Consider the following 21,197-nt stretch of genomic DNA (forward strand, 5'->3'; position numbering starts at 1 on the left):
TATTTACGGGAGGTCTTCTTGACTAAGCCAGCCATACTCGCCCTTGCTGATGGCAGCATTTTTCGCGGCGAAGCCATTGGAGCCGACGGTCAAACCGTTGGTGAGGTGGTGTTCAACACCGCAATGACCGGCTATCAGGAAATCCTTACCGATCCTTCCTACGCCCAACAGATCGTTACCCTGACCTATCCGCACATCGGCAACACCGGCACCACGCCGGAAGACGCCGAATCCGACCGCGTCTGGTCCGCTGGCCTGGTCATCCGTGACCTGCCACTGGTTGCGAGCAACTGGCGTAACACGATGTCCCTGTCCGATTACCTGAAAGCCAACAACGTTGTGGCTATCGCCGGTATCGACACCCGCCGCCTGACGCGCATCCTGCGTGAGAAAGGCGCACAGAACGGCTGCATCATGGCCGGTGACAACATTTCCGAAGCCGCCGCCATCGCCGCTGCACAGGGTTTCCCTGGCCTCAAGGGCATGGACCTGGCCAAAGTCGTCAGCACCAAAGAGCAATACGAATGGCGCTCGACGGTCTGGGATCTGAAAACCGACAGCCACGCGACGATCGAAGCCTCCGAGCTGCCGTACCACGTGGTCGCCTACGACTACGGCGTCAAGCTGAACATCCTGCGCATGCTGGTCGAGCGCGGTTGCCGCGTGACCGTGGTGCCAGCACAAACTCCGGCCGCAGACGTTCTGGCGATGAAGCCGGACGGCGTGTTCCTGTCCAACGGTCCTGGTGACCCTGAGCCGTGCGACTACGCGATTCAGGCGATCAAGGATGTGCTGGAAACCGAGATTCCGGTCTTCGGTATCTGCCTCGGTCACCAACTGCTGGCCCTGGCCTCTGGCGCCAAGACTCTGAAAATGGGTCACGGCCACCACGGTGCCAACCACCCGGTCCAGGACCTGGACAGCGGTGTGGTGATGATCACCAGCCAAAACCACGGTTTTGCGGTAGACGAAGCGACCCTGCCAGCCAACGTCCGTGCGATCCACAAATCGCTGTTCGACGGCACCCTGCAAGGGATCGAGCGTACCGACAAGAGCGCCTTCAGCTTCCAGGGTCACCCGGAAGCCAGCCCTGGCCCGAACGACGTAGCGCCATTGTTTGATCGCTTCATCAATGAGATGGCCAAGCGACGCTGATCGCTCACCTTTATTGGTGCAAGGCTTGAGGGCGGTCCCGACACCGGCGGTCCCCTCAAGGCTTCAAAGATTGAACAAGACGGCTTGCCGACTGACCTGCGGATTTGAGTGACAAACCCATGCCAAAACGTACAGACATTAAAAGCATCCTGATTCTCGGCGCTGGCCCGATCGTTATCGGCCAGGCCTGCGAATTCGACTACTCCGGCGCCCAGGCCTGTAAAGCCCTGCGCGAAGAGGGTTACCGCGTCATCCTGGTGAACTCTAACCCGGCGACCATCATGACCGACCCGGACATGGCCGACGCGACTTACATCGAGCCGATCAAGTGGCAGACCGTTGCCAAGATCATCGAGAAAGAGCGTCCGGATGCGCTGCTGCCAACAATGGGCGGCCAGACCGCTCTGAACTGCGCATTGGACCTGGAGCGCGAAGGCGTTCTGGAGAAGTTCAGCGTAGAGATGATCGGCGCCAACGCGGACACCATCGACAAGGCTGAAGACCGTTCGCGCTTCGACAAGGCGATGAAATCCATCGGCCTGGACTGCCCGCGTTCGGGTATCGCCCACAGCATGGAAGAAGCCAACGCCGTTCTCGAACGCCTGGGCTTCCCGTGCATCATTCGTCCTTCCTTCACCATGGGCGGCACCGGTGGCGGTATCGCTTACAACCGTGAAGAGTTCGAAGAAATCTGCGCCCGTGGTCTGGACCTGTCTCCGACCAAAGAGCTGCTGATCGACGAATCCCTGATCGGCTGGAAGGAATACGAGATGGAGGTTGTCCGCGATAAGAAGGACAACTGCATCATCGTTTGCTCCATCGAAAACTTTGACCCGATGGGCGTGCACACCGGTGACTCGATCACTGTTGCGCCAGCACAGACCCTGACGGACAAGGAATACCAGATCATGCGTAACGCCTCGTTGGCGGTACTGCGTGAGATCGGCGTGGAAACCGGCGGCTCCAACGTTCAGTTTGGCATCTGCCCGGACACTGGTCGTATGGTCGTGATCGAGATGAACCCGCGTGTATCCCGCTCTTCGGCACTGGCCTCGAAAGCCACTGGTTTCCCGATTGCGCGTATCGCTGCCAAGCTGGCGATCGGCTACACCCTCGACGAACTGTCGAACGAAATTACCGGCGGCGCTACGCCTGCGTCCTTCGAACCGTCCATCGACTACGTCGTGACCAAGCTGCCACGTTTTGCCTTCGAGAAATTCCCGAAAGCCGACGCCCGCCTGACCACTCAAATGAAGTCGGTCGGTGAAGTCATGGCCATCGGCCGGACTTTCCAGGAATCCTTGCAGAAAGCCCTGCGCGGTCTGGAAGTGGGCGTTTGCGGCCTGGACGAGAAGCTCGACCTGAGCAACCCGGAAAGCATGAGCGTGCTCAAGCGCGAACTGACCGTGCCGGGCGCCGAGCGCATCTGGTACGTGGCTGATGCCTTCCGTGCCGGCCTGTCGGTCGAAGACATCTTCGGCATGAACATGATCGATCCGTGGTTCCTGGTACAGATCGAAGATCTGATCAAAGAAGAAGAGAAGGTCAAGACCCTCGGTCTGACCAGCATCGATCGCGACTTGATGTTCCGCCTCAAGCGCAAAGGCTTCTCCGACATGCGTCTGGCCAAGCTGCTGGGCGTGACCGAGAAGGCTCTGCGTCGTCACCGTCACAAGCTGGAAATCTTCCCGGTCTACAAGCGCGTTGACACTTGCGCGGCCGAGTTCGCCACCGACACCGCTTACCTCTACTCGACCTACGAGGAAGAGTGCGAAGCCGCGCCGTCGGGCCGCGACAAGATCATGATCCTGGGCGGCGGTCCAAACCGTATCGGCCAGGGTATCGAGTTCGACTACTGCTGCGTACACGCGGCACTGGCCCTGCGTGAAGACGGTTACGAGACCATCATGGTCAACTGCAACCCGGAAACCGTTTCCACCGACTACGACACTTCCGATCGCCTGTACTTCGAACCGGTTACCCTGGAAGACGTGCTGGAAATCGTTCGCGTCGAGAAGCCCAAAGGCGTGATCGTCCAGTATGGCGGCCAAACCCCGCTGAAACTGGCGCGTGCCCTGGAAGAAGCCGGCGTACCAATCATCGGTACCAGCCCTGATGCCATCGACCGCGCCGAAGACCGTGAGCGCTTCCAGCAAATGGTCGAGCGTCTGAACCTGCGTCAGCCGCCAAACGCCACCGTGCGCAGCGAAGACGAAGCGATTCGTGCTGCCACCAAGATCGGTTACCCGCTAGTGGTTCGTCCGTCCTACGTACTGGGCGGTCGCGCGATGGAAATCGTCTACGAAGAAGAAGAGCTCAAGCGCTACCTGCGTGATGCGGTGAAAGTGTCGAACGACAGCCCTGTGCTGCTCGACCACTTCCTCAACTGCGCCATCGAAATGGACGTGGATGCGGTTTGCGACGGCACCGACGTGGTGATCGGAGCGATCATGCAGCACATTGAGCAGGCTGGCGTTCACTCCGGTGACTCCGCGTGCTCCCTGCCGCCGTACTCGCTGCCTGCTCACATCCAGGACGAGATGCGCGAACAGGTCAAGAAAATGGCCCTGGAACTCGGCGTTGTCGGTCTGATGAACGTTCAGTTGGCGCTGCAAGGCGAAGACATCTACGTCATCGAAGTCAACCCGCGCGCTTCCCGTACCGTACCGTTCGTGTCCAAGTGCATCGGTGTTTCCCTGGCCATGATCGCCGCTCGCGTGATGGCTGGTAAAACCCTGAAAGAAATCGGTTTCACCAAAGAAATCATTCCGAACTTCTACAGCGTGAAAGAGGCGGTGTTCCCATTCGCCAAATTCCCTGGCGTGGACCCGATCCTGGGCCCAGAGATGAAGTCCACCGGTGAAGTGATGGGCGTGGGCGATACCTTCGGCGAAGCATTCGCCAAGGCCCAGATGGGCGCCAGCGAAGTGCTGCCGACCGGCGGTACCGCATTCATCAGCGTGCGTGATGACGACAAGCCACTGGTTGCAGGCGTGGCTCGTGATCTGATCAACTTGGGCTTCGAAGTGGTTGCCACCGCCGGTACTGCCAAGCTGATCGAAGCCGCAGGCCTGAAAGTGCGTCGTGTGAACAAGGTGACCGAGGGTCGTCCGCACGTGGTCGACATGATCAAGAATGACGAAGTCACCCTGATCATCAACACCACCGAAGGCCGTCAGTCGATCGCTGATTCGTACTCCATTCGTCGTAATGCCTTGCAGCACAAGATCTACTGCACCACGACTATTGCTGCTGGCGAAGCTATCTGCGAAGCGCTGAAGTTCGGTCCCGAGAAGACCGTGCGCCGCTTGCAGGATCTACACGCAGGATTGAAGGCATGAGCATAACCAAGTACCCAATGACTGTTCAGGGCGCTCGCGCCCTGGAAGAAGAACATACTCACCTGACCAAGGTCGTCCGTCCGAAGCTCAGCCAGGACATCGGTACGGCCCGCGAGTTGGGTGACTTGAAGGAAAACGCCGAATACCACGCTGCTCGTGAGCAGCAGGGTATGGTCGAGGCGCGTATTCGTGACATCGAAGGCCGGATTCAGAATCAGGTCATCATCGACGTTACGAGCATTCCTCATACAGGCAAAGTGATTTTCGGTACCACCGTTGAGATTGCCAACGTTGAGACGGATGAGCGCGTGACTTACCACATCGTTGGTGAAGACGAGGCTGATTTCAAACTGGGCAAGATTTCGGTTGGATCGCCACTGGCCCGCGCCTTGATTGCCAAGGAAGAGGGTGATGTGGTGGCGGTGAAAACGCCAAGCGGCGTCATCGAGTACGAGATTGTCGAAGTTCGCCACATCTAAAGACCTGCGCCCGCTACGTGCGGGCTCGATGGTTTGGCAGCTGACTCAGATGTTGTGGGTTGGCGGCCTGTGGCTGTTACACATCGGTCTGGCGCCGGCGCTGGGTCAAATAGGCCTGGCGCCGCTGCTGATCGACGAAATTGCAGGCATGCTGAATGCGCTGATGGTGGGATTTGCCGCAGCGTGTGTGATTTTTCAGGCTTTGGTGCTGGTTCAGACCGAGGGCCTTGCCAGTCTATGGCGCGATATTCGCGGGCAACTGCTGCTGGTGGCGCTGTATGCGTGTGCGATGTTTTTCGCGGTGCGCTTTGCTTGGCCGGATGCGGTGCGTTGGCAGGTGTTCAGCTATCTGGTGTTGGGGTTTTCCGGGCTGCTGCTGGTGTTACAACCGGTGCCAGGAGGGAGTGGCAGGGTGCGCGAGGCACACCCTTGACCCTTGTCATCACTTGAAGCGATGGACGTTCGACAGCTGCTTGTTGACGCTGAAGTTCTTGCGGTAAATCAGTGCCATCTTGCCGATGACTTGAACCAGATCCCCTTTGCCAACCTTGCAGAGTTCTGCAATGGTCGCCAGGCGCGATTCACGATCGAGGATGTTGAGCTTGATTTTGATCAGCTCGTGATCCGCCAAAGCGCGTTCAAATTCGGCTAACACACCTTCAGTCAAACCGTTGTCAGCCACAATCAAAACTGGTTTCAGATGGTGGCCAATGGATTTGTACTGTTTCTTCTGCTCTTGAGTGAGCGGCATAATCTGACCCTTTCGTCTGGATTCTGTAAAATGGCGGCCATTTTACCCGAGGGCTCGTGGATCCGCCCAATTAATCACGACCCTTATCATCGAGGTGCCCAATGGCGCGTTCCAAGACAAGCCTTGGTTGGCTGAAAAGACATGTCAACGATCCCTATGTGAAGCAGGCGCAGAAGGATGGCTACCGCTCGCGTGCGAGTTACAAACTTCTGGAGGTCCAGGAGAAATACAATCTGATCCGTCCCGGCATGAGCGTTGTCGACCTGGGTGCGGCGCCCGGGGGTTGGTCGCAGGTGACTAGCCGTCTGATCGGTGGTCAGGGGCGCCTGATCGCCTCGGACATTCTGGAAATGGACAGCATTCCGGACGTGACTTTCATCCAGGGTGACTTCACCGAGGACGGAGTGCTCGCGCGGATCCTTGAAGCCGTGGGTAATTCGCAGGTGGACCTTGTGATTTCCGATATGGCCCCCAATATGAGTGGTACGCCTGAAGTGGACATGCCAAAAGCCATGTTTCTTTGCGAGCTGGCGCTTGATTTGGCGGAACGGATACTCAAGCCAGGTGGTAATTTCGTGATCAAGATTTTTCAGGGCGAAGGGTTTGATGTTTACCTGAAGGATGCTCGTCGGAAATTCGACAAGATCCAGATGATCAAGCCAGACTCTTCTCGTGGCAGTTCCCGCGAGCAATACATGTTGGCTTGGGGTTACCGCGGGCGTAGTGAGTAAAACGAGGTTTTTTTGGCGGGGCGATAGGTTTTTCGTATTTCGCCCCGTGAGCATTAGCGAATATTGTGTAGAAAGTGTTTCACAAAGGGTTACAGACGGCGCCTGCCAGAGCCGTAGGTAATGTAGTAAGTTAGGCCGGTGAATATCATGCGAAGCGCGCGCCATTAGCGGAGCTTGCTTCAGAGGGTAGTTAATTGAACGATATGGCAAAGAATCTGATCCTGTGGTTGATCATCGCGGCTGTCCTGGTGACAGTGATGAACAACTTCTCCAGCCCTAACGAGCCGCAGACCCTCAACTATTCCGACTTCATCCAGCAGGTCAAGGATGGCAAGGTCGAGCGCGTAGCGGTTGACGGCTACGTGATTACCGGTAAACGCACCGATGGCGACAGCTTCAAGACCATTCGTCCGGCAATCCAGGACAACGGTCTGATCGGCGACCTCGTGGACAACCACGTCGTGGTCGAGGGCAAGCAGCCTGAACAGCAAAGCATCTGGACTCAACTCCTGGTCGCAAGCTTCCCGATCCTGGTGATCATCGCCGTGTTCATGTTCTTCATGCGGCAGATGCAGGGCGGAGCCGGTGGCAAGGGTGGGCCGATGAGCTTCGGCAAGAGCAAGGCGCGCCTGCTCTCTGAAGATCAGGTGAAAACCACTCTGGCTGACGTTGCCGGTTGCGACGAAGCGAAGGAAGAAGTCGGCGAATTGGTCGAGTTTCTCCGTGATCCGGGCAAATTCCAGCGCCTGGGCGGCCGTATTCCTCGTGGTGTGCTGATGGTCGGCCCTCCGGGTACCGGTAAAACCTTGCTGGCAAAGGCGATTGCCGGCGAAGCGAAAGTACCGTTCTTCACCATTTCCGGTTCCGACTTCGTTGAAATGTTTGTTGGTGTCGGTGCCAGCCGTGTTCGCGATATGTTCGAGCAGGCCAAGAAACATGCGCCATGCATCATTTTCATCGACGAAATCGACGCCGTCGGTCGCCATCGTGGCGCCGGCATGGGCGGCGGTCACGATGAGCGCGAGCAGACTCTCAACCAGTTGCTGGTGGAGATGGACGGCTTTGAAATGAATGACGGCATCATCGTTATTGCGGCAACCAACCGTCCGGACGTACTGGACCCTGCGTTGCTGCGTCCAGGCCGCTTCGACCGTCAGGTTGTGGTCGGTCTGCCGGATATTCGTGGTCGCGAACAGATTCTCAAGGTGCACATGCGTAAAGTGCCGATGGGTGACGATGTTGCTCCAGCGGTGATCGCGCGTGGTACACCAGGTTTCTCCGGTGCTGACTTGGCTAACCTGGTGAACGAAGCTTCGTTGTTCGCTGCACGTGCCGGCAAGCGCATTGTTGAAATGAAAGAGTTCGAGCTGGCGAAAGACAAGATCATGATGGGTGCCGAGCGCAAATCCATGGTCATGTCCGAGAAGGAAAAGCAGAACACCGCTTATCACGAAGCTGGCCACGCAATTGTTGGTCGTGTCGTGCCTGAGCATGATCCGGTCTATAAGGTCTCGATCATCCCGCGCGGTCGTGCGCTGGGTGTGACCATGTTCCTGCCTGAAGAAGACCGTTACAGCCTGTCCAAGCGCGCGCTGATCAGCCAGATCTGCTCGCTGTACGGTGGTCGTATCGCTGAAGAAATGACCTTGGGTTTCGATGGTGTCACCACAGGTGCGTCCAACGACATCATGCGTGCCAGCCAGATCGCGCGGAACATGGTCACCAAGTGGGGCCTGTCGGAAAAACTCGGTCCATTGATGTATGCCGAAGAAGAGGGTGAAGTATTCCTCGGTCGCGGCGGTGGCGGCCAGAGTGCAAGTTTCTCTGGTGAGACAGCCAAGCTGATCGACTCCGAAGTGCGCAGCATCATTGACCAGTGCTACGGTACGGCCAAACAGATTCTCACGGACAACCGTGACAAGCTTGATGCCATGGCCGATGCCTTGATGAAGTACGAGACGATCGATGCCGATCAGATCGATGACATCATGGCGGGTCGTGCGCCTCGCGAGCCTCGTGACTGGTCGGGTGGCACCGGTACTTCCGGTACACCTCCGGTGGTGCAGGATGAGCGTCCGGAAACACCGATCGGCGGTCCGGCTGCTGACGTATAAGGTTTGAAATGACTTTTGTTCCGTCTTCGACCCGGTTGCCTTGCGGCAACCGGGTTCTTGATTTGGCCCAGACGCATGTCATGGGTATCCTCAATGTCACACCCGATTCCTTTTCTGATGGTGGCCGATACAGTCAGTTCGATGCTGCGCTGCGTCATGCCGAGTCGATGGTGGCGGCGGGTGCGACGCTGATTGATGTCGGTGGCGAATCGACCCGCCCTGGTGCCCGTGCGGTTTCACCGCTTGAGGAGCTGGAGCGCGTAGCGCCTATCGTTGAGCGAATCAATCGCGAGCTCGATGTGATTATTTCTGTCGATACCTCCACGCCAGCGGTCATGCGTGAGACTGCGCGGTTGGGTGCGGGGTTGATCAATGATGTGCGTTCGCTGCGTCGGGACGGTGCCCTGGACGCTGCGGCGGCTACCGGGCTGCCGGTGTGTCTGATGCACATGCTCGGCGAGCCGGGCGACATGCAGAATGATCCGCACTATCAGGACGTAACCAGGGAGGTAGGCGAGTTTCTCGCCGAGCGCATGGTGCAGTGTGCATCGGTGGGTATCCCGCCAGAGCGGATTATTCTGGATCCGGGTTTTGGCTTCGCGAAGACCTTGCAGCACAATCTAAGCTTGTTTAAGCATATGCAAGCCCTGCATGCCTTGGGGCGGCCCCTGTTGGTCGGGGTTTCGCGAAAGAGCATGATTGGTCAGGCCTTGAATCGTCCGGTTGGAGAGCGCTTGTACGGTGGTTTGGCTCTTGCGGCGCTGGCTTCGGCCAGGGGGGCGCGTATATTGCGCGTCCATGATGTAGCCGAAACAGTGGACGTGGTGCGGATGATCGCCGCGGTGGAATCAGCCGAATAAGAATGATGGAGCACTTATGAGCAAAAAATACTTTGGTACTGACGGTATTCGTGGCCGTGTCGGTGAATACCCGATTACTCCTGACTTCATGCTCAAGCTGGGCTGGGCTGCTGGTATGGCGTTCCGCAAAATGGGCGCCTGCAAGGTGTTGGTTGGCAAGGACACCCGGATCTCGGGTTACATGTTTGAGTCCGCGCTTGAGGCCGGTCTGACGTCGGCAGGTGCTGATGTGATGCTCCTGGGGCCGATGCCAACTCCGGCGATCGCGTACCTGACGCGCACATTTCATGCTGAAGCCGGTATCGTGATCAGTGCCTCGCACAACCCTCACGACGACAACGGCATCAAGTTTTTCTCCGGGAAAGGTACCAAGCTTCCGGACGATATCGAGCTGATGATCGAAGAGTTGCTAGATACTCCGATGACCGTGGTTGAGTCGAGCAAAATCGGTAAAGTCTCGCGAATCAACGACGCATCGGGTCGCTACATCGAATTTTGCAAGAGCAGCGTTCCGACCGGCACCAGCTTCACTGGGCTGAAGATCGTGATCGACTGTGCCCATGGCGCGACCTACAAGGTTGCACCTAGTGTATTCCGTGAGCTTGGTGCTGAAGTCGTTGTGCTTTCCGCCCAGCCCAATGGCCTGAACATCAATGACAACTGTGGCTCAACTCATATGGGGCAACTGCAGGCAGCGGTATTGGCCGAGCATGCCGATCTGGGTATCGCCTTTGATGGTGATGGTGATCGTGTCCTGATGGTCGATCACACCGGTGCCATTGTTGATGGTGACGAGCTGCTGTACATCATTGCCCGCGATTTGCATGGGCGCGACAAGCTGCAAGGTGGCGTGGTTGGTACGCTGATGAGTAACCTCGGGCTGGAATTGGCCTTGGCGGACTTGTCGATTCCTTTTGTTCGCGCCAATGTTGGTGACCGTTATGTCATCGCGGACTTGCTGGAGCGTAACTGGCTGGTGGGTGGTGAAAACTCGGGTCATATCGTCTGCTTCAATCACACCACTACAGGCGATGCGATCATTGCTGCCTTGCAGGTGCTGATGGCGCTTAAAAGGCGCTCCGAGGGCCTGGCTCAGGCTCGTCAAGCGCTTCGCAAGTGCCCTCAGGTGTTGATCAATGTCCGGTTTGGCGGTGGTGCCAGCCCGCTCGATCATCCGGCGGTTAAGGAAGCCAGCGACCGTGTCACCAAGGCTATGGCGGGTCGTGGTCGTGTGCTCTTGCGCAAGTCCGGTACAGAGCCATTGGTACGTGTCATGGTCGAAGGCGAAGACGAAACGCAGGTTCGTGGTTACGCAGAAGAGCTGGCAAAACTGGTTACTGAAGTTTCTGCCTGAATTCGGCTTGCCAGCCTTGATTGTGTTGGGTAACATCTGCGCCCACTTTGACCGACGAGGTACAGCATGCGTCGCCCTATGGTAGCTGGTAACTGGAAGATGCACGGTACCCGCGCCAGCGTCGCTGAGCTGATCAACGGCCTTCGTGACTTGGCCTTGCCGAGCGGTGTTGATGTAGCGGTATTCCCGTCTTGCCTGCATATCAATCAAGTGATTGATGGCTTGCAAGGAAAGTCGATCTCGGTCGGCGCGCAGGACTCTGCGGTGGAATCCGAGCAAGGTGCGTTGACCGGTGAGGTTGCACCGAGTCAGTTGGTGGATGCAGGTTGTTCCCTGGTGCTTGTCGGGCACTCCGAGCGCCGCCAGATAATGGGCGAGCAGGATGCAGTGCTGATTCGCAAGTTCGCAGCGGCACAGGCATCTGGCTTGATTCCGGTGTTGTGCATAGGGGAGACCCTTGAGCAGCGTGAAGCTGGGAAAACGATCGAAGTTGTCTCAGCTCAGCTGGACAGCATTATCGACGAGCTGGGTGTTGGTGTGTTTGCAAAGGCTGTGATCGCTTACGAGCCGGTCTGGGCCATTGGCACCGGGCTGACGGCTTCGCCGCAACAGGCGCAGGATGTGCATGCAGCCATTCGGGCGCAGTTGGCGGAAAAGAATTCTGAAATCGCACAAGGTGTGCGGCTTCTATACGGCGGCAGCGTGAAGGCGGCCAATGCGGTCGAACTGTTCGGCATGCCGGATATCGATGGGGGTCTCATTGGTGGGGCTTCCCTGAATGCAGATGAGTTCGGTGCGATCTGTCGCGCCGCGGGAAACTGAAAAAATGCTGGAAACAGTCGTAGTCGTTTTTCATCTGCTGGGTGCATTGGGCGTAGTTGCTCTGGTATTGCTACAGCAGGGTAAAGGTGCAGATGCTGGTGCGTCTTTCGGAGCAGGTGCTTCAAATACTGTGTTCGGAAGCCAAGGTTCCTCTACCTTTCTTAGTAAGTTTACTGCTATACTTGCCGCAGGTTTCTTCATAACCAGCTTAGGGTTAGGTTACTTTGCTAAAGAGAAAGCTCACCAGCTGACTCAAGTAGGTTTGCCAAACCCAGCGGTGTTGGAAGTTCCAAAGCAACAACCGGCTTCTGATGATGTCCCGGTGCTTCAAGAGCAAAAGTCGGCTACTCCAGCGACTGACGTGCCTCCAGCTCAAGAGCAGAAGTAAGAAGGGTTTCAAACGTAGTATTGCCGAGGTGGTGGAATTGGTAGACACGCAACCTTGAGGTGGTTGTGCCCATAGGGTGTAGGGGTTCGAGTCCCCTTCTCGGTACCAATTAGTCAGGAGAGCCCGCTGTTGCGGGCTTTCTTGCAGGTGGAAGGTTACATTGACCCTGTAGGGGATCGGTCGTATACTTCCGCCCCAGCTTTGTCGCGGGGTGGAGCAGTCTGGTAGCTCGTCGGGCTCATAACCCGAAGGTCGTCGGTTCAAATCCGGCCCCCGCAACCAGTTTAAGGAGCCCCTTTTAAGGGGCTTTTTGTTAGCTGGACACTTTCAACGCCGCTGTTCGACGGCGTTTCAAGGATGGGCGTTTCGCCCATTTTTTTATTTTGCATAGCATGCACATACATGCACGAGGGGGTTCAGGTGTCGAGCAAGCTAGAAGAGTTGCAGGCCTTGTTGGCCCCGGTGGTCGTGGCCCTGGGCTATGAATGCTGGGGTATCGAGTTTTCGGCTCAGGGTCGTCACTCGATGTTGCGCGTTTATATTGATAAAGAGGGCGGCGTGCTGGTGGACGATTGCGCCATTGTCAGCCGTCAGATCAGCGGTGTCCTGGATGTTGAAGATCCAATCGCCGTTGAATACACCCTTGAAGTTTCCTCGCCTGGCATGGAACGCCCTCTGTTCACTATTGAGCAGTTTGCAAAATTTGCCGGTGAACAAGTGAAGATCAAGCTGCGCTCGCCTTTTGAAGGACGACGCAACTTTCAGGGCCTTCTGCGCGGTGTAGAAGAACAGGACGTCGTGGTGCAGGTGGAAGACCATGAGTTCCTGTTGCCGATCGATATGATCGACAAGGCCAACATTATTCCCAGTTTTGACTGAGACGCGGATCCCGCGGATCCAATGGCTTGCGAAAGGCGAGGCGTACGATGAGCAAAGAAGTACTGCTGGTTGTTGAGTCGGTATCCAATGAAAAGGGCGTACCGGCAAACGTAATTTTTGAAGCGCTGGAGCTGGCCCTGGCCACTGCTACCAAAAAGCGTTTCGAGGACGAAGTCGATCTGCGTGTGGAAATCAATCGCCACACCGGTGCTTATGAGACATTCCGTCGTTGGACGGTCGTCGAAGAAGCAGATCTGGACGATCCGGCCATCGAAACCTGGCCGAGCAAGGTTGCGGAAACGCATCCTGGTGCCAAGGTTGGTGATGTAGTCGAAGAAAAGATCGAGTCCATCGAGTTCGGCCGCATCGCTGCACAGACTGCCAAGCAAGTCATTGTGCAGAAAGTTCGCGAAGCCGAGCGTGCTCAAGTCGTTGATGCCTATCGCGAGCGCCTGGGGGAAATCATCTCCGGCACCGTGAAGAAAGTGACCCGCGACAATGTGATTGTCGACCTGGGTAACAACGCTGAAGCGCTGCTGGCTCGTGAAGACATCATTTCTCGCGAAACTTTCCGTGTTGGCGTACGTCTGCGTGCGCTGCTCAAGGAAATCCGCACCGAGAACCGCGGCCCGCAGTTGATCCTGTCGCGCACCGCGCCGGAAATGCTGATCGAGTTGTTCCGCATCGAAGTGCCGGAAATTGCTGAAGGCCTGATCGAAGTAATGGCTGCATCCCGTGATCCGGGTTCGCGCGCCAAGATCGCGGTCCGCTCCAAGGACAAACGCATCGACCCGCAGGGCGCTTGCATCGGTATGCGCGGTTCGCGAGTCCAGGCAGTGTCGGGTGAGTTGGGCGGTGAGCGTGTGGACATCGTCCTGTGGGACGACAACCCGGCTCAGTTCGTAATCAACGCCATGTCCCCGGCTGAAGTTGCGGCAATTATCGTTGACGAAGATGCCCATGCAATGGACATCGCCGTTGGCGCAGACAATCTGGCTCAGGCCATCGGTCGTGGTGGTCAGAACGTGCGTCTGGCTAGCCAATTGACTGGCTGGACCCTGAACGTGATGACCGAATCGGACATCCAGGCTAAGCAGCAAGCAGAAACCGGCGACATCCTGCGCAACTTCATCGACGAGCTGGAAGTCGACGAAGACCTGGCGCAGGTGCTGGTAGATGAAGGCTTCACCAGCCTGGAAGAGATTGCCTACGTACCGTTGGAAGAAATGCTCAACATCGACGGCTTTGACGAAGAAACCGTCAACGAGCTTCGCGCTCGTGCCAAGGATCGTTTGTTGACCAAAGCCATCGCTACTGAGGAAAAGCTGGCAGACGCCCATCCGGCCGAAGACCTGCTCTCGCTTGAGGGTATGGACAAGGATTTGGCGATGGAACTGGCGGTGCGCGGYGTAATTACCCGCGAAGACCTGGCCGAGCAGTCTATTGACGACCTGCTCGACATCGACGGCATTGACGATGATCGTGCCGGCAAGTTGATCATGGCCGCCCGAGCCCACTGGTTCGAGTAATTAGGCGCGGCCTGAGGAGAGAAGTGCATGACGCAAGTCACGGTGAAACAACTGGCCGATGAGGTCAAAACACCGGTAGAGCGCCTGTTGCAGCAGATGCGTGAGGCAGGTCTGCCGCACACCGCCGCCGAAGAAAGTGTGACTGACAGTGAGAAGCAATCGTTGCTGACTCACTTGAAAAGCAGCCACAAGGCGAAAGTGGAAGAACCACGCAAGATCACGCTGCAGCGTAAAACCACCAGCACCCTGCGTGTTGCTGGCAGCAAAAGCATCAGCGTTGAAGTCCGCAAAAAGAAAGTTTTCGTACAGCGCAGCCCGGAAGAAATCGAAGCCGAGCGCAAACGCGAACTGGATGAACGTCGCGCAGTAGAAAATGCTGCCCGTCAGAAGGCTGAAGAAGAAGCCAAGCGTCGCGCCGAAGAAGAAGCGCGTCGCCAGCCTGCTGCTGCGCAAAACGGTTCGACTGACGCTGTTGCAGCGCCTGCTGCAGTTGCTGAACCTGTGCGTGAAAGCGCGCCGGTTGTAGCGGCTGCACCAGCACCGTCTGCTGACGTTCGCAACAAGCAGAACGAACAGCGCCGTCCGGACAAACCACGTGCCGACGATAACAATCGTCGCAGCGGCGGTGGTGATGGCGAGCGCAAAAACGCTCCGCATCGTGCTTCGGTCAAAGAGAAAGCGCCTGCGCCACGTGTTGCGCCACGTACTACCGACGAAGAAAGCGATGGCTTCCGTCGTGGTGGTCGCGGCAAGGCCAAGCTGAAGAAACGCAACGCCCACGGTTTCCAGAGCCCAACCGGCCCTGTCGTGCGTGATGTGCAGATTGGCGAGACCATCACTGTTGGCGATCTCGCCAATCAGATGTCGGTCAAGGCTGCTGAAATCATCAAGTTCATGTTCAAACTGGGTACTCCAGCGACCATCAACCAGGTGCTTGATCAGGAAACTGCTCAGCTGGTAGCCGAAGAACTGGGCCACAAAGTGACCCTGGTCAGCGACACCGCCCTGGAAGATTCCCTGGCCGAGTCCCTGAAGTTTGAAGGTGAGACGTTCTCCCGTGCACCGGTTGTGACCGTCATGGGCCACGTTGACCACGGTAAAACCTCGCTGCTCGACTACATCCGTCGTGCGAAGGTAGCTGCTGGCGAAGCCGGCGGTATCACCCAGCACATCGGTGCGTACCACGTTGAAACTGATCGCGGCATGGTCACTTTCCTCGACACCCCGGGTCACGCCGCGTTTACCGCAATGCGTGCCCGTGGTGCCAAGGCGACCGACATCGTGATCCTGGTGGTTGCAGCGGACGACGGCGTGATGCCGCAGACCATTGAAGCCGTTCAGCACGCCAAGGCTGCCGGTGTTCCACTGGTCGTTGCAGTGAACAAAATCGACAAGCCGGGCGCTGATCTCGATCGCATCCGTAGCGAGCTGTCGGTTCACGGCGTGACCTCGGAAGAGTGGGGCGGCGACACCCCGTTCGTATCGGTTTCGGCGAAAGTCGGTACTGGTGTGGACGAGTTGCTCGAAGCTGTTCTGCTGCAAGCCGAAGTTCTGGAACTGAAAGCGACTCCATCGGCTCCTGGCCGTGGCGTCGTGGTTGAATCGCGTCTCGACAAAGGTCGTGGCCCGGTTGCAACCGTTCTGGTTCAAGACGGTACCCTGCGCCAAGGCGACATGGTGCTGGTCGGTTCGAACTACGGCCGTGTACGTGCCATGCTCGACGAGAACGGCAAGCCGATCAAAGAAGCCGGTCCTTCCATCCCTGTCGAGATCCTCGGCCTGGACGGTACCCCGGACGCTGGCGATGAGATGAGCGTGCTGTCGGACGAGAAGAAAGCCCGTGAAGTGGCTCTGTTCCGTCAAGGCAAGTTCCGCGAAGTCAAGCTGGCCCGTGCTCACGCCGGCAAGCTTGAAAACATCTTCGAAAACATGGGTCAGGCAGAGAAGAAGACGCTCAACATCGTCCTCAAATCCGACGTCCGTGGTTCGCTGGAAGCGTTGAACGGTGCCTTGAACGGCCTGGGTAACGACGAAGTGCAAGTGCGTGTTGTGGGTGGCGGCGTGGGTGGTATCACCGAGTCCGACGCTAACCTGGCACTGGCCTCCAACGCTGTACTGTTCGGCTTCAACGTGCGTGCCGATGCTGGCGCTCGCAAGATCGTCGAGCAGGAAGGTCTGGATATGCGTTACTACAACGTGATCTACGACATCATCGAAGACGTCAAGAAAGCCCTGACCGGTATGCTGGGCAGCGATGTTCGCGAGAACATCCTGGGTACTGCTGAAGTGCGTGACGTGTTCCGTTCGCCGAAGTTTGGCGCGATCGCCGGTTGCATGGTTATCGAAGGTGTTGTTCACCGTAACCGTCCAATCCGTGTACTGCGTGAAGACATCGTTATCTTCGAAGGCGAGCTGGAATCCCTGCGCCGCTTCAAGGATGACGCTTCCGAAGTACGTGCCGGCATGGAATGCGGTATCGGCGTGAAGAGCTACAACGACGTCAAAGTCGGTGACAAGATCGAAGTCTTCGAGAAGGTTCAGGTTGCTCGCAGCCTCTAACTCGCGCACTTCAAGGGCCACGTCGAGCCGCCGCATGCAGATGCGCGGCGCAGCGTCAGGACTCTAAACGCAACGCCCGGTCTGGCTTTTGTCAGGCCGGGCGTTTGCCGCTTTCAGACCCCTCGGGTTTCACCGTGGGGCAGTAACAGGTAACAAGACATGGCAAAAGAATACAGCCGTACCCAACGTATCGGCGATCAGATGCAGCGTGAGCTGGCACAACTGATCCGTCGTGAAGTCAAAGACCCGCGCGTCGGTCTGGTCACCATTACCGCTGTTGAAGTCAGCCGTGACGTCGGTCACGCCAAGATCTTCATCACCGTGATGGGCCAGGACAACGCCGAAGACATCGCGCAAAGCATCAAGGTGCTCAACTCTGCTGCCGGTTTCCTGCGCATGCAGTTGGCTCGCGAAATGAAGTTGCGCAGCGTTCCGCAGTTGCACTTCCACTACGACGAAAGCGTCGTGCGTGGCGCGCATCTGTCGGCCCTGATCGAGCGTGCGGTCGCTGAAGACAATCAGCACCCGGAAGCGGCTGAAGCCGAAGACACCAAGGAGTAATCGGTGGCTCAGGTCAAACGTATCCGTCGTAACGTCAGCGGTATTATTCTGCTCGACAAACCGCTGGGGTTCACCTCCAACGCGGCGCTGCAAAAGGTTCGCTGGTTGCTCAATGCCGAGAAGGCCGGGCACACCGGCAGTCTCGATCCGCTGGCCACCGGCGTTTTGCCGTTGTGCTTTGGTGAGGCGACCAAGTTCTCGCAGTACCTGCTCGATTCCGACAAGGGTTACGAAACCCTGGCGCAATTAGGCAAGACCACCACCACGGCCGATGCCGAGGGTGAAGTTTTGCAGGAGCGTCCGGTGACCGTTGGTCGCGCCGATGTCGAAGCTGTTTTACCCGGTTTTCGTGGGCAAATCAGTCAGATACCGCCGATGTACTCGGCGCTCAAGCGTGATGGGCAGCCGCTGTACAAGCTGGCCCGTGCAGGCGAAGTAGTGGAGCGCGAACCGCGTTCTGTTACTATTGCGCGCTTGGAATTGCTGGCCTTTGAGGGTGATACTGCGCGGCTTGCGGTGGATTGCAGCAAAGGCACCTATATCCGCACCCTGGTGGAGGATATCGGTGAGAAACTCGGTTGTGGCGCTTACGTTGCTGAATTGCGACGTACCCAGGCCGGGCCTTTCACGCTGGCGCAGACGGTCACGCTCGAAGAGTTGGAAGCAGTACATGCCGAAGGCGGCAATGAAGCGGTTGATCGCTTCCTGATGCCATCGGACAGTGGCTTGCTGGATTGGCCGCTGTTGCAGTTCTCGGAGCACAGCTCGTTCTACTGGCTTAACGGCCAACCGGTACGAGCCCCGGATGCACCGAAGTTCGGCATGGTGCGGGTACAGGATCACAACGGTCGTTTCATCGGTATCGGTGAAGTGAGCGAAGACGGGCGCATCGCGCCGCGTCGACTGATTCGGTCAGAATGACCGGACGAGGGTGGCTGTTAACAGGCACGGTCACTACTCATTTTTAGATACAGGGATTTGTCCCTGGCCTGTTGAAACTGTTTTTCTGAAACAGTTTCCTGATAAAAGGATTGCCTCATGGCTCTCGACGTTCAAGAAAAAGCTCAAATCGTAGCTGACTACCAGCAAGCTGTTGGTGACACTGGTTCGCCAGAAGTGCAAGTTGCACTGCTGACCCACAACATCAACAAGCTGCAAGGTCACTTCAAGGCCAACGGTAAAGATCACCACTCCCGTCGTGGTCTGATCCGCATGGTAAACCAGCGTCGTAAGCTGCTGGACTACCTGAAAGGCAAGGATCTGGGTCGCTATCAGACTCTGATCGGTCGCCTGGGTCTGCGTCGCTAATAAGCGATTGCGCTAGAGGTTGGTTGTCTGTCGTTCGTCAGTGGGTTTCCTGCTGGCGCATGGCAGGCTCCCAGCCTCAAGTTTTATCTGGATACCTGCTTTACCCTGGACAATCACTGTCGGGCCGATTCCCGGCGTTGCCCAAGAATTTCGCAAGAAGACAAGTTCCCCAAGAGCCACAAAAGAAGGTAGGACACCGTGAACCCGGTAATCAAAAAATTCCAGTTCGGTCAGTCGACCGTTACCCTCGAGACTGGCCGTATCGCCCGTCAGGCCTCCGGCGCAGTATTGGTCACCGTTGACGACGACGTCAGCGTATTGGTGACCGTAGTCGGTGCCAAGCAAGCCGATCCAGGCAAGGGCTTCTTCCCTCTGTCCGTTCACTACCAGGAAAAAACTTACGCTGCCGGTAAGATCCCTGGCGGTTTCTTCAAGCGCGAAGGCCGTCCTTCCGAGAAAGAAACCCTGACTTCCCGACTGATCGATCGTCCGATCCGTCCTCTGTTCCCAGAAGGCTTCATGAACGAAGTGCAGGTTGTCTGCACCGTCGTTTCCACCAGCAAGAAGACCGATCCGGACATCGCTGCGATGATCGGTACCTCGGCTGCCCTGGCCATCTCCGGCATTCCTTTCGATGGCCCGATCGGCGCTGCCCGCGTTGCGTTCCACGAAAGCACCGGCTACCTGCTGAACCCGACTTACGAACAACAGAAAGCTTCGAGCCTGGACATGGTCGTTGCCGGTACTTCGGAAGCCGTGTTGATGGTTGAATCGGAAGCCAAAGAGCTGACCGAAGACCAGATGCTGGGCGCGGTACTGTTTGCTCACGACGAGTTCCAGGTTGTGATCAACGCCGTTAAAGAACTGGCTGCCGAAGCTGCCAAGCCGACCTGGACCTGGGCTCCACAGCCAGAAGCCACTGCTCTGCTGGGCGCTATCCGTGCCGAGTTCGGCGACGCGATCTCCCAGGCTTACACCATCACCATCAAGGCCGACCGTTACGCTCGCCTGGGTGAGCTGAAAGACCAGGTTGTTGCCAAGCTGTCCGGTGAAGAAGGCCAACCTTCGTCCAGCGAAGTCAAAGCGGCTTTCGGCGAAATCGAATACCGCACCGTTCGCGAAAACATCGTTAACGGCAAGCCACGTATCGACGGCCGCGACACCAAGACCGTACGTCCGTTGAACATCGAAGTCGGTGTTCTGCCTAAGACCCACGGTTCGGCTTTGTTTACCCGTGGCGAAACCCAGGCTCTGGTTGTTGCAACACTGGGCACCGCCCGTGACGCACAACTGCTGGATACCTTGGAAGGCGAGAAAAAAGACCCGTTCATGCTGCACTACAACTTCCCTCCATTCTCGGTAGGTGAGTGTGGTCGCATGGGTGGCGCTGGTCGTCGCGAAATCGGTCACGGCCGTCTGGCCCGTCGTTCGATTGCAGCCATGCTGCCTGCCGCTGACGTGTTCCCGTACACCATTCGTGTTGTGTCGGAAATCACCGAGTCCAACGGTTCGAGCTCGATGGCTTCCGTTTGCGGCGCTTCCCTGGCCCTGATGGACGCTGGCGTTCCGATGAAGGCACCGGTTGCCGGTATCGCGATGGGTCTGGTTAAAGAAGGCGAGAAATTCGCCATCCTGACCGACATCCTGGGTGACGAAGACCACCTCGGCGACATGGACTTCAAAGTAGCCGGTACCGCCAAGGGTGTTACCGCGCTGCAGATGGACATCAAGATCAAAGGCATCACCGAAGAAATCATGGAGATCGCTCTGGGCCAAGCCCTGGAAGCGCGCCTGAACATCCTCGGTCAGATGAACCAGATCATTGGCCAGTCGCGTACCGAACTGTCGGAAAACGCTCCGACCATGATCGCGATGAAAATCGACACCGACAAAATCCGTGATGTCATCGGTAAAGGCGGCGCGACCATTCGTGCGATCTGTGAAGAGACCAAGGCTTCGATCGACATCGAAGACGACGGCTCGATCAAGATCTTCGGCGAAACCAAGGAAGCGGCTGAGGCGGCACGCCAGCGCGTTCTGGGCATCACCGCTGAAGCTGAAATCGGCAAGATCTACGTCGGTAAGGTTGAGCGCATCGTCGACTTCGGCGCATTCGTCAACATCCTGCCAGGCAAGGACGGTCTGGTTCACATCTCGATGCTGAGCGACGCTCGCGTTGAGAAAGTGACCGACATCCTGAAAGAAGGCCAGGAAGTGGAAGTACTGGTACTGGACGTGGACAACCGCGGCCGTATCAAGCTGTCCATCAAAGACGTAGCAGCAGCCAAGGCTTCGGGCGTTTAATCAGCCCAACTCCTTAGTGCAATAAAATGCCCCGCCGTGCAAACGGCGGGGCATTTTTTTGT

18 protein-coding genes and 2 tRNA genes are annotated in these 21,197 nt (G+C 57.3%); 19 read left to right on the top strand and 1 reads right to left on the bottom strand.

What is annotated here, in order from left to right:
- Nucleotides 1-18: 18 nt before the first annotated feature.
- The 4 genes from carA (at nucleotide 19) to AC1D2P_RS06515 (ending at nucleotide 5,408) form a co-directional block, all read left to right on the top strand.
- Complete coding sequence (gene carA, locus AC1D2P_RS06500; protein ID WP_046031921.1) at nucleotides 19-1,155, top strand: glutamine-hydrolyzing carbamoyl-phosphate synthase small subunit; 1,137 nt, start codon at nucleotides 19-21, stop codon at nucleotides 1,153-1,155.
- A gap of 119 nt (nucleotides 1,156-1,274) precedes the next feature.
- Nucleotides 1,275-4,496, top strand: coding sequence for a carbamoyl-phosphate synthase large subunit (gene carB, locus AC1D2P_RS06505; RefSeq protein ID WP_477758419.1), 3,222 nt, complete (start codon nucleotides 1,275-1,277; stop codon nucleotides 4,494-4,496).
- A 2-nt stretch (nucleotides 4,497-4,498) separates the two neighbouring features.
- Nucleotides 4,499-4,975 carry a transcription elongation factor GreA gene (gene greA / locus AC1D2P_RS06510; protein ID WP_046031963.1) on the top strand — a complete coding sequence of 159 codons (477 nt, stop codon included), beginning with the start codon at nucleotides 4,499-4,501 and terminating at the stop codon, nucleotides 4,973-4,975.
- A gap of 28 nt (nucleotides 4,976-5,003) precedes the next feature.
- Entirely contained in the window at nucleotides 5,004-5,408 is a 405-nt protein-coding gene (locus AC1D2P_RS06515; protein WP_046031923.1) for a hypothetical protein, read from the top strand.
- Nucleotides 5,409-5,417: 9 nt separating this feature from the next.
- Here AC1D2P_RS06515 and AC1D2P_RS06520 read toward each other — a convergent pair whose 3' ends face one another.
- The gene (locus AC1D2P_RS06520) at nucleotides 5,418-5,726 is read right to left on the bottom strand and encodes a YhbY family RNA-binding protein (protein ID WP_046031924.1); all 309 of its coding nucleotides are present in this window, start codon (nucleotides 5,724-5,726) and stop codon (nucleotides 5,418-5,420) included.
- 101 nt (nucleotides 5,727-5,827) lie between these two features.
- Here AC1D2P_RS06520 and rlmE point away from each other — a divergent pair, with 101 nt between their 5' ends.
- The 15 genes from rlmE to pnp all read left to right on the top strand — a co-directional run bounded on the left by rlmE (nucleotide 5,828) and on the right by pnp (nucleotide 21,135).
- Complete coding sequence (gene rlmE, locus AC1D2P_RS06525) at nucleotides 5,828-6,457, top strand: 23S rRNA (uridine(2552)-2'-O)-methyltransferase RlmE (protein ID WP_109787594.1); 630 nt, start codon at nucleotides 5,828-5,830, stop codon at nucleotides 6,455-6,457.
- A 203-nt stretch (nucleotides 6,458-6,660) separates the two neighbouring features.
- Nucleotides 6,661-8,571, top strand: coding sequence for an ATP-dependent zinc metalloprotease FtsH (gene ftsH, locus AC1D2P_RS06530; protein WP_046031926.1), 1,911 nt, complete (start codon nucleotides 6,661-6,663; stop codon nucleotides 8,569-8,571).
- Nucleotides 8,572-8,579: 8 nt separating this feature from the next.
- Nucleotides 8,580-9,431: a dihydropteroate synthase gene (gene folP / locus AC1D2P_RS06535; RefSeq protein WP_477758420.1), complete on the top strand. Its 852-nt coding sequence runs from the start codon at nucleotides 8,580-8,582 to the stop codon at nucleotides 9,429-9,431.
- A 16-nt stretch (nucleotides 9,432-9,447) separates the two neighbouring features.
- Complete coding sequence (gene glmM / locus AC1D2P_RS06540) at nucleotides 9,448-10,785, top strand: phosphoglucosamine mutase (RefSeq protein WP_109787596.1); 1,338 nt, start codon at nucleotides 9,448-9,450, stop codon at nucleotides 10,783-10,785.
- A gap of 66 nt (nucleotides 10,786-10,851) precedes the next feature.
- Nucleotides 10,852-11,607 (top strand): triose-phosphate isomerase, encoded by a 756-nt coding sequence (gene tpiA / locus AC1D2P_RS06545; RefSeq protein WP_109787597.1) that lies wholly within the window; start codon nucleotides 10,852-10,854, stop codon nucleotides 11,605-11,607.
- A 4-nt stretch (nucleotides 11,608-11,611) separates the two neighbouring features.
- The gene (secG, locus tag AC1D2P_RS06550; protein ID WP_017336473.1) at nucleotides 11,612-11,995 is read left to right on the top strand and encodes a preprotein translocase subunit SecG; all 384 of its coding nucleotides are present in this window, start codon (nucleotides 11,612-11,614) and stop codon (nucleotides 11,993-11,995) included.
- A 22-nt stretch (nucleotides 11,996-12,017) separates the two neighbouring features.
- Nucleotides 12,018-12,103 (top strand) — tRNA-Leu (locus AC1D2P_RS06555).
- A gap of 97 nt (nucleotides 12,104-12,200) precedes the next feature.
- A tRNA-Met gene (locus AC1D2P_RS06560) sits at nucleotides 12,201-12,277 on the top strand.
- A gap of 138 nt (nucleotides 12,278-12,415) precedes the next feature.
- Complete coding sequence (gene rimP / locus AC1D2P_RS06565) at nucleotides 12,416-12,874, top strand: ribosome maturation factor RimP (RefSeq protein WP_010463487.1); 459 nt, start codon at nucleotides 12,416-12,418, stop codon at nucleotides 12,872-12,874.
- A gap of 47 nt (nucleotides 12,875-12,921) precedes the next feature.
- Nucleotides 12,922-14,403 (top strand): transcription termination factor NusA, encoded by a 1,482-nt coding sequence (nusA, locus tag AC1D2P_RS06570; RefSeq protein ID WP_007900474.1) that lies wholly within the window; start codon nucleotides 12,922-12,924, stop codon nucleotides 14,401-14,403.
- 27 nt (nucleotides 14,404-14,430) lie between these two features.
- A complete protein-coding gene (gene infB, locus AC1D2P_RS06575; RefSeq protein WP_109787599.1) occupies nucleotides 14,431-16,962 on the top strand; it encodes a translation initiation factor IF-2 in 2,532 nt (843 codons plus the stop codon).
- Nucleotides 16,963-17,121: 159 nt separating this feature from the next.
- Nucleotides 17,122-17,523: a 30S ribosome-binding factor RbfA gene (rbfA, locus tag AC1D2P_RS06580; protein ID WP_109787600.1), complete on the top strand. Its 402-nt coding sequence runs from the start codon at nucleotides 17,122-17,124 to the stop codon at nucleotides 17,521-17,523.
- A 3-nt stretch (nucleotides 17,524-17,526) separates the two neighbouring features.
- Nucleotides 17,527-18,444 (top strand): tRNA pseudouridine(55) synthase TruB, encoded by a 918-nt coding sequence (truB, locus tag AC1D2P_RS06585; RefSeq protein ID WP_027924464.1) that lies wholly within the window; start codon nucleotides 17,527-17,529, stop codon nucleotides 18,442-18,444.
- Nucleotides 18,445-18,561: 117 nt separating this feature from the next.
- On the top strand, nucleotides 18,562-18,831 hold the full coding sequence (gene rpsO / locus AC1D2P_RS06590) for a 30S ribosomal protein S15 (protein ID WP_003177875.1): 270 nt from the start codon (nucleotides 18,562-18,564) through the stop codon (nucleotides 18,829-18,831).
- A 198-nt stretch (nucleotides 18,832-19,029) separates the two neighbouring features.
- Nucleotides 19,030-21,135, top strand: coding sequence for a polyribonucleotide nucleotidyltransferase (pnp, locus tag AC1D2P_RS06595; RefSeq protein WP_007942868.1), 2,106 nt, complete (start codon nucleotides 19,030-19,032; stop codon nucleotides 21,133-21,135).
- Nucleotides 21,136-21,197: the final 62 nt, after the last annotated feature.

The organism is Pseudomonas sp. P1_F1_2, assembly GCF_056405815.1.

Bases quoted from the DNA above. Each gene is read 5' to 3' on its own strand.
- secG (WP_017336473.1), top strand. From the start codon at position 11,612: ATGCTGGAAACAGTCGTAGTCGTTTTTCATCTGCTGGGTGCATTGGGC.
- ftsH (WP_046031926.1), top strand. From the start codon at position 6,661: ATGGCAAAGAATCTGATCCTGTGGTTGATCATCGCGGCTGTCCTGGTG.
- rbfA (WP_109787600.1), top strand. From the start codon at position 17,122: ATGGCAAAAGAATACAGCCGTACCCAACGTATCGGCGATCAGATGCAG.
- AC1D2P_RS06515 (WP_046031923.1), top strand. From the start codon at position 5,004: ATGGTTTGGCAGCTGACTCAGATGTTGTGGGTTGGCGGCCTGTGGCTG.
- folP (WP_477758420.1), top strand. From the start codon at position 8,580: ATGACTTTTGTTCCGTCTTCGACCCGGTTGCCTTGCGGCAACCGGGTT.
- carB (WP_477758419.1), top strand. From the start codon at position 1,275: ATGCCAAAACGTACAGACATTAAAAGCATCCTGATTCTCGGCGCTGGC.
- AC1D2P_RS06520 (WP_046031924.1), bottom strand. From the start codon at position 5,726: ATGCCGCTCACTCAAGAGCAGAAGAAACAGTACAAATCCATTGGCCAC.
- infB (WP_109787599.1), top strand. From the start codon at position 14,431: ATGACGCAAGTCACGGTGAAACAACTGGCCGATGAGGTCAAAACACCG.
- glmM (WP_109787596.1), top strand. From the start codon at position 9,448: ATGAGCAAAAAATACTTTGGTACTGACGGTATTCGTGGCCGTGTCGGT.
- rlmE (WP_109787594.1), top strand. From the start codon at position 5,828: ATGGCGCGTTCCAAGACAAGCCTTGGTTGGCTGAAAAGACATGTCAAC.
- rpsO (WP_003177875.1), top strand. From the start codon at position 18,562: ATGGCTCTCGACGTTCAAGAAAAAGCTCAAATCGTAGCTGACTACCAG.
- tpiA (WP_109787597.1), top strand. From the start codon at position 10,852: ATGCGTCGCCCTATGGTAGCTGGTAACTGGAAGATGCACGGTACCCGC.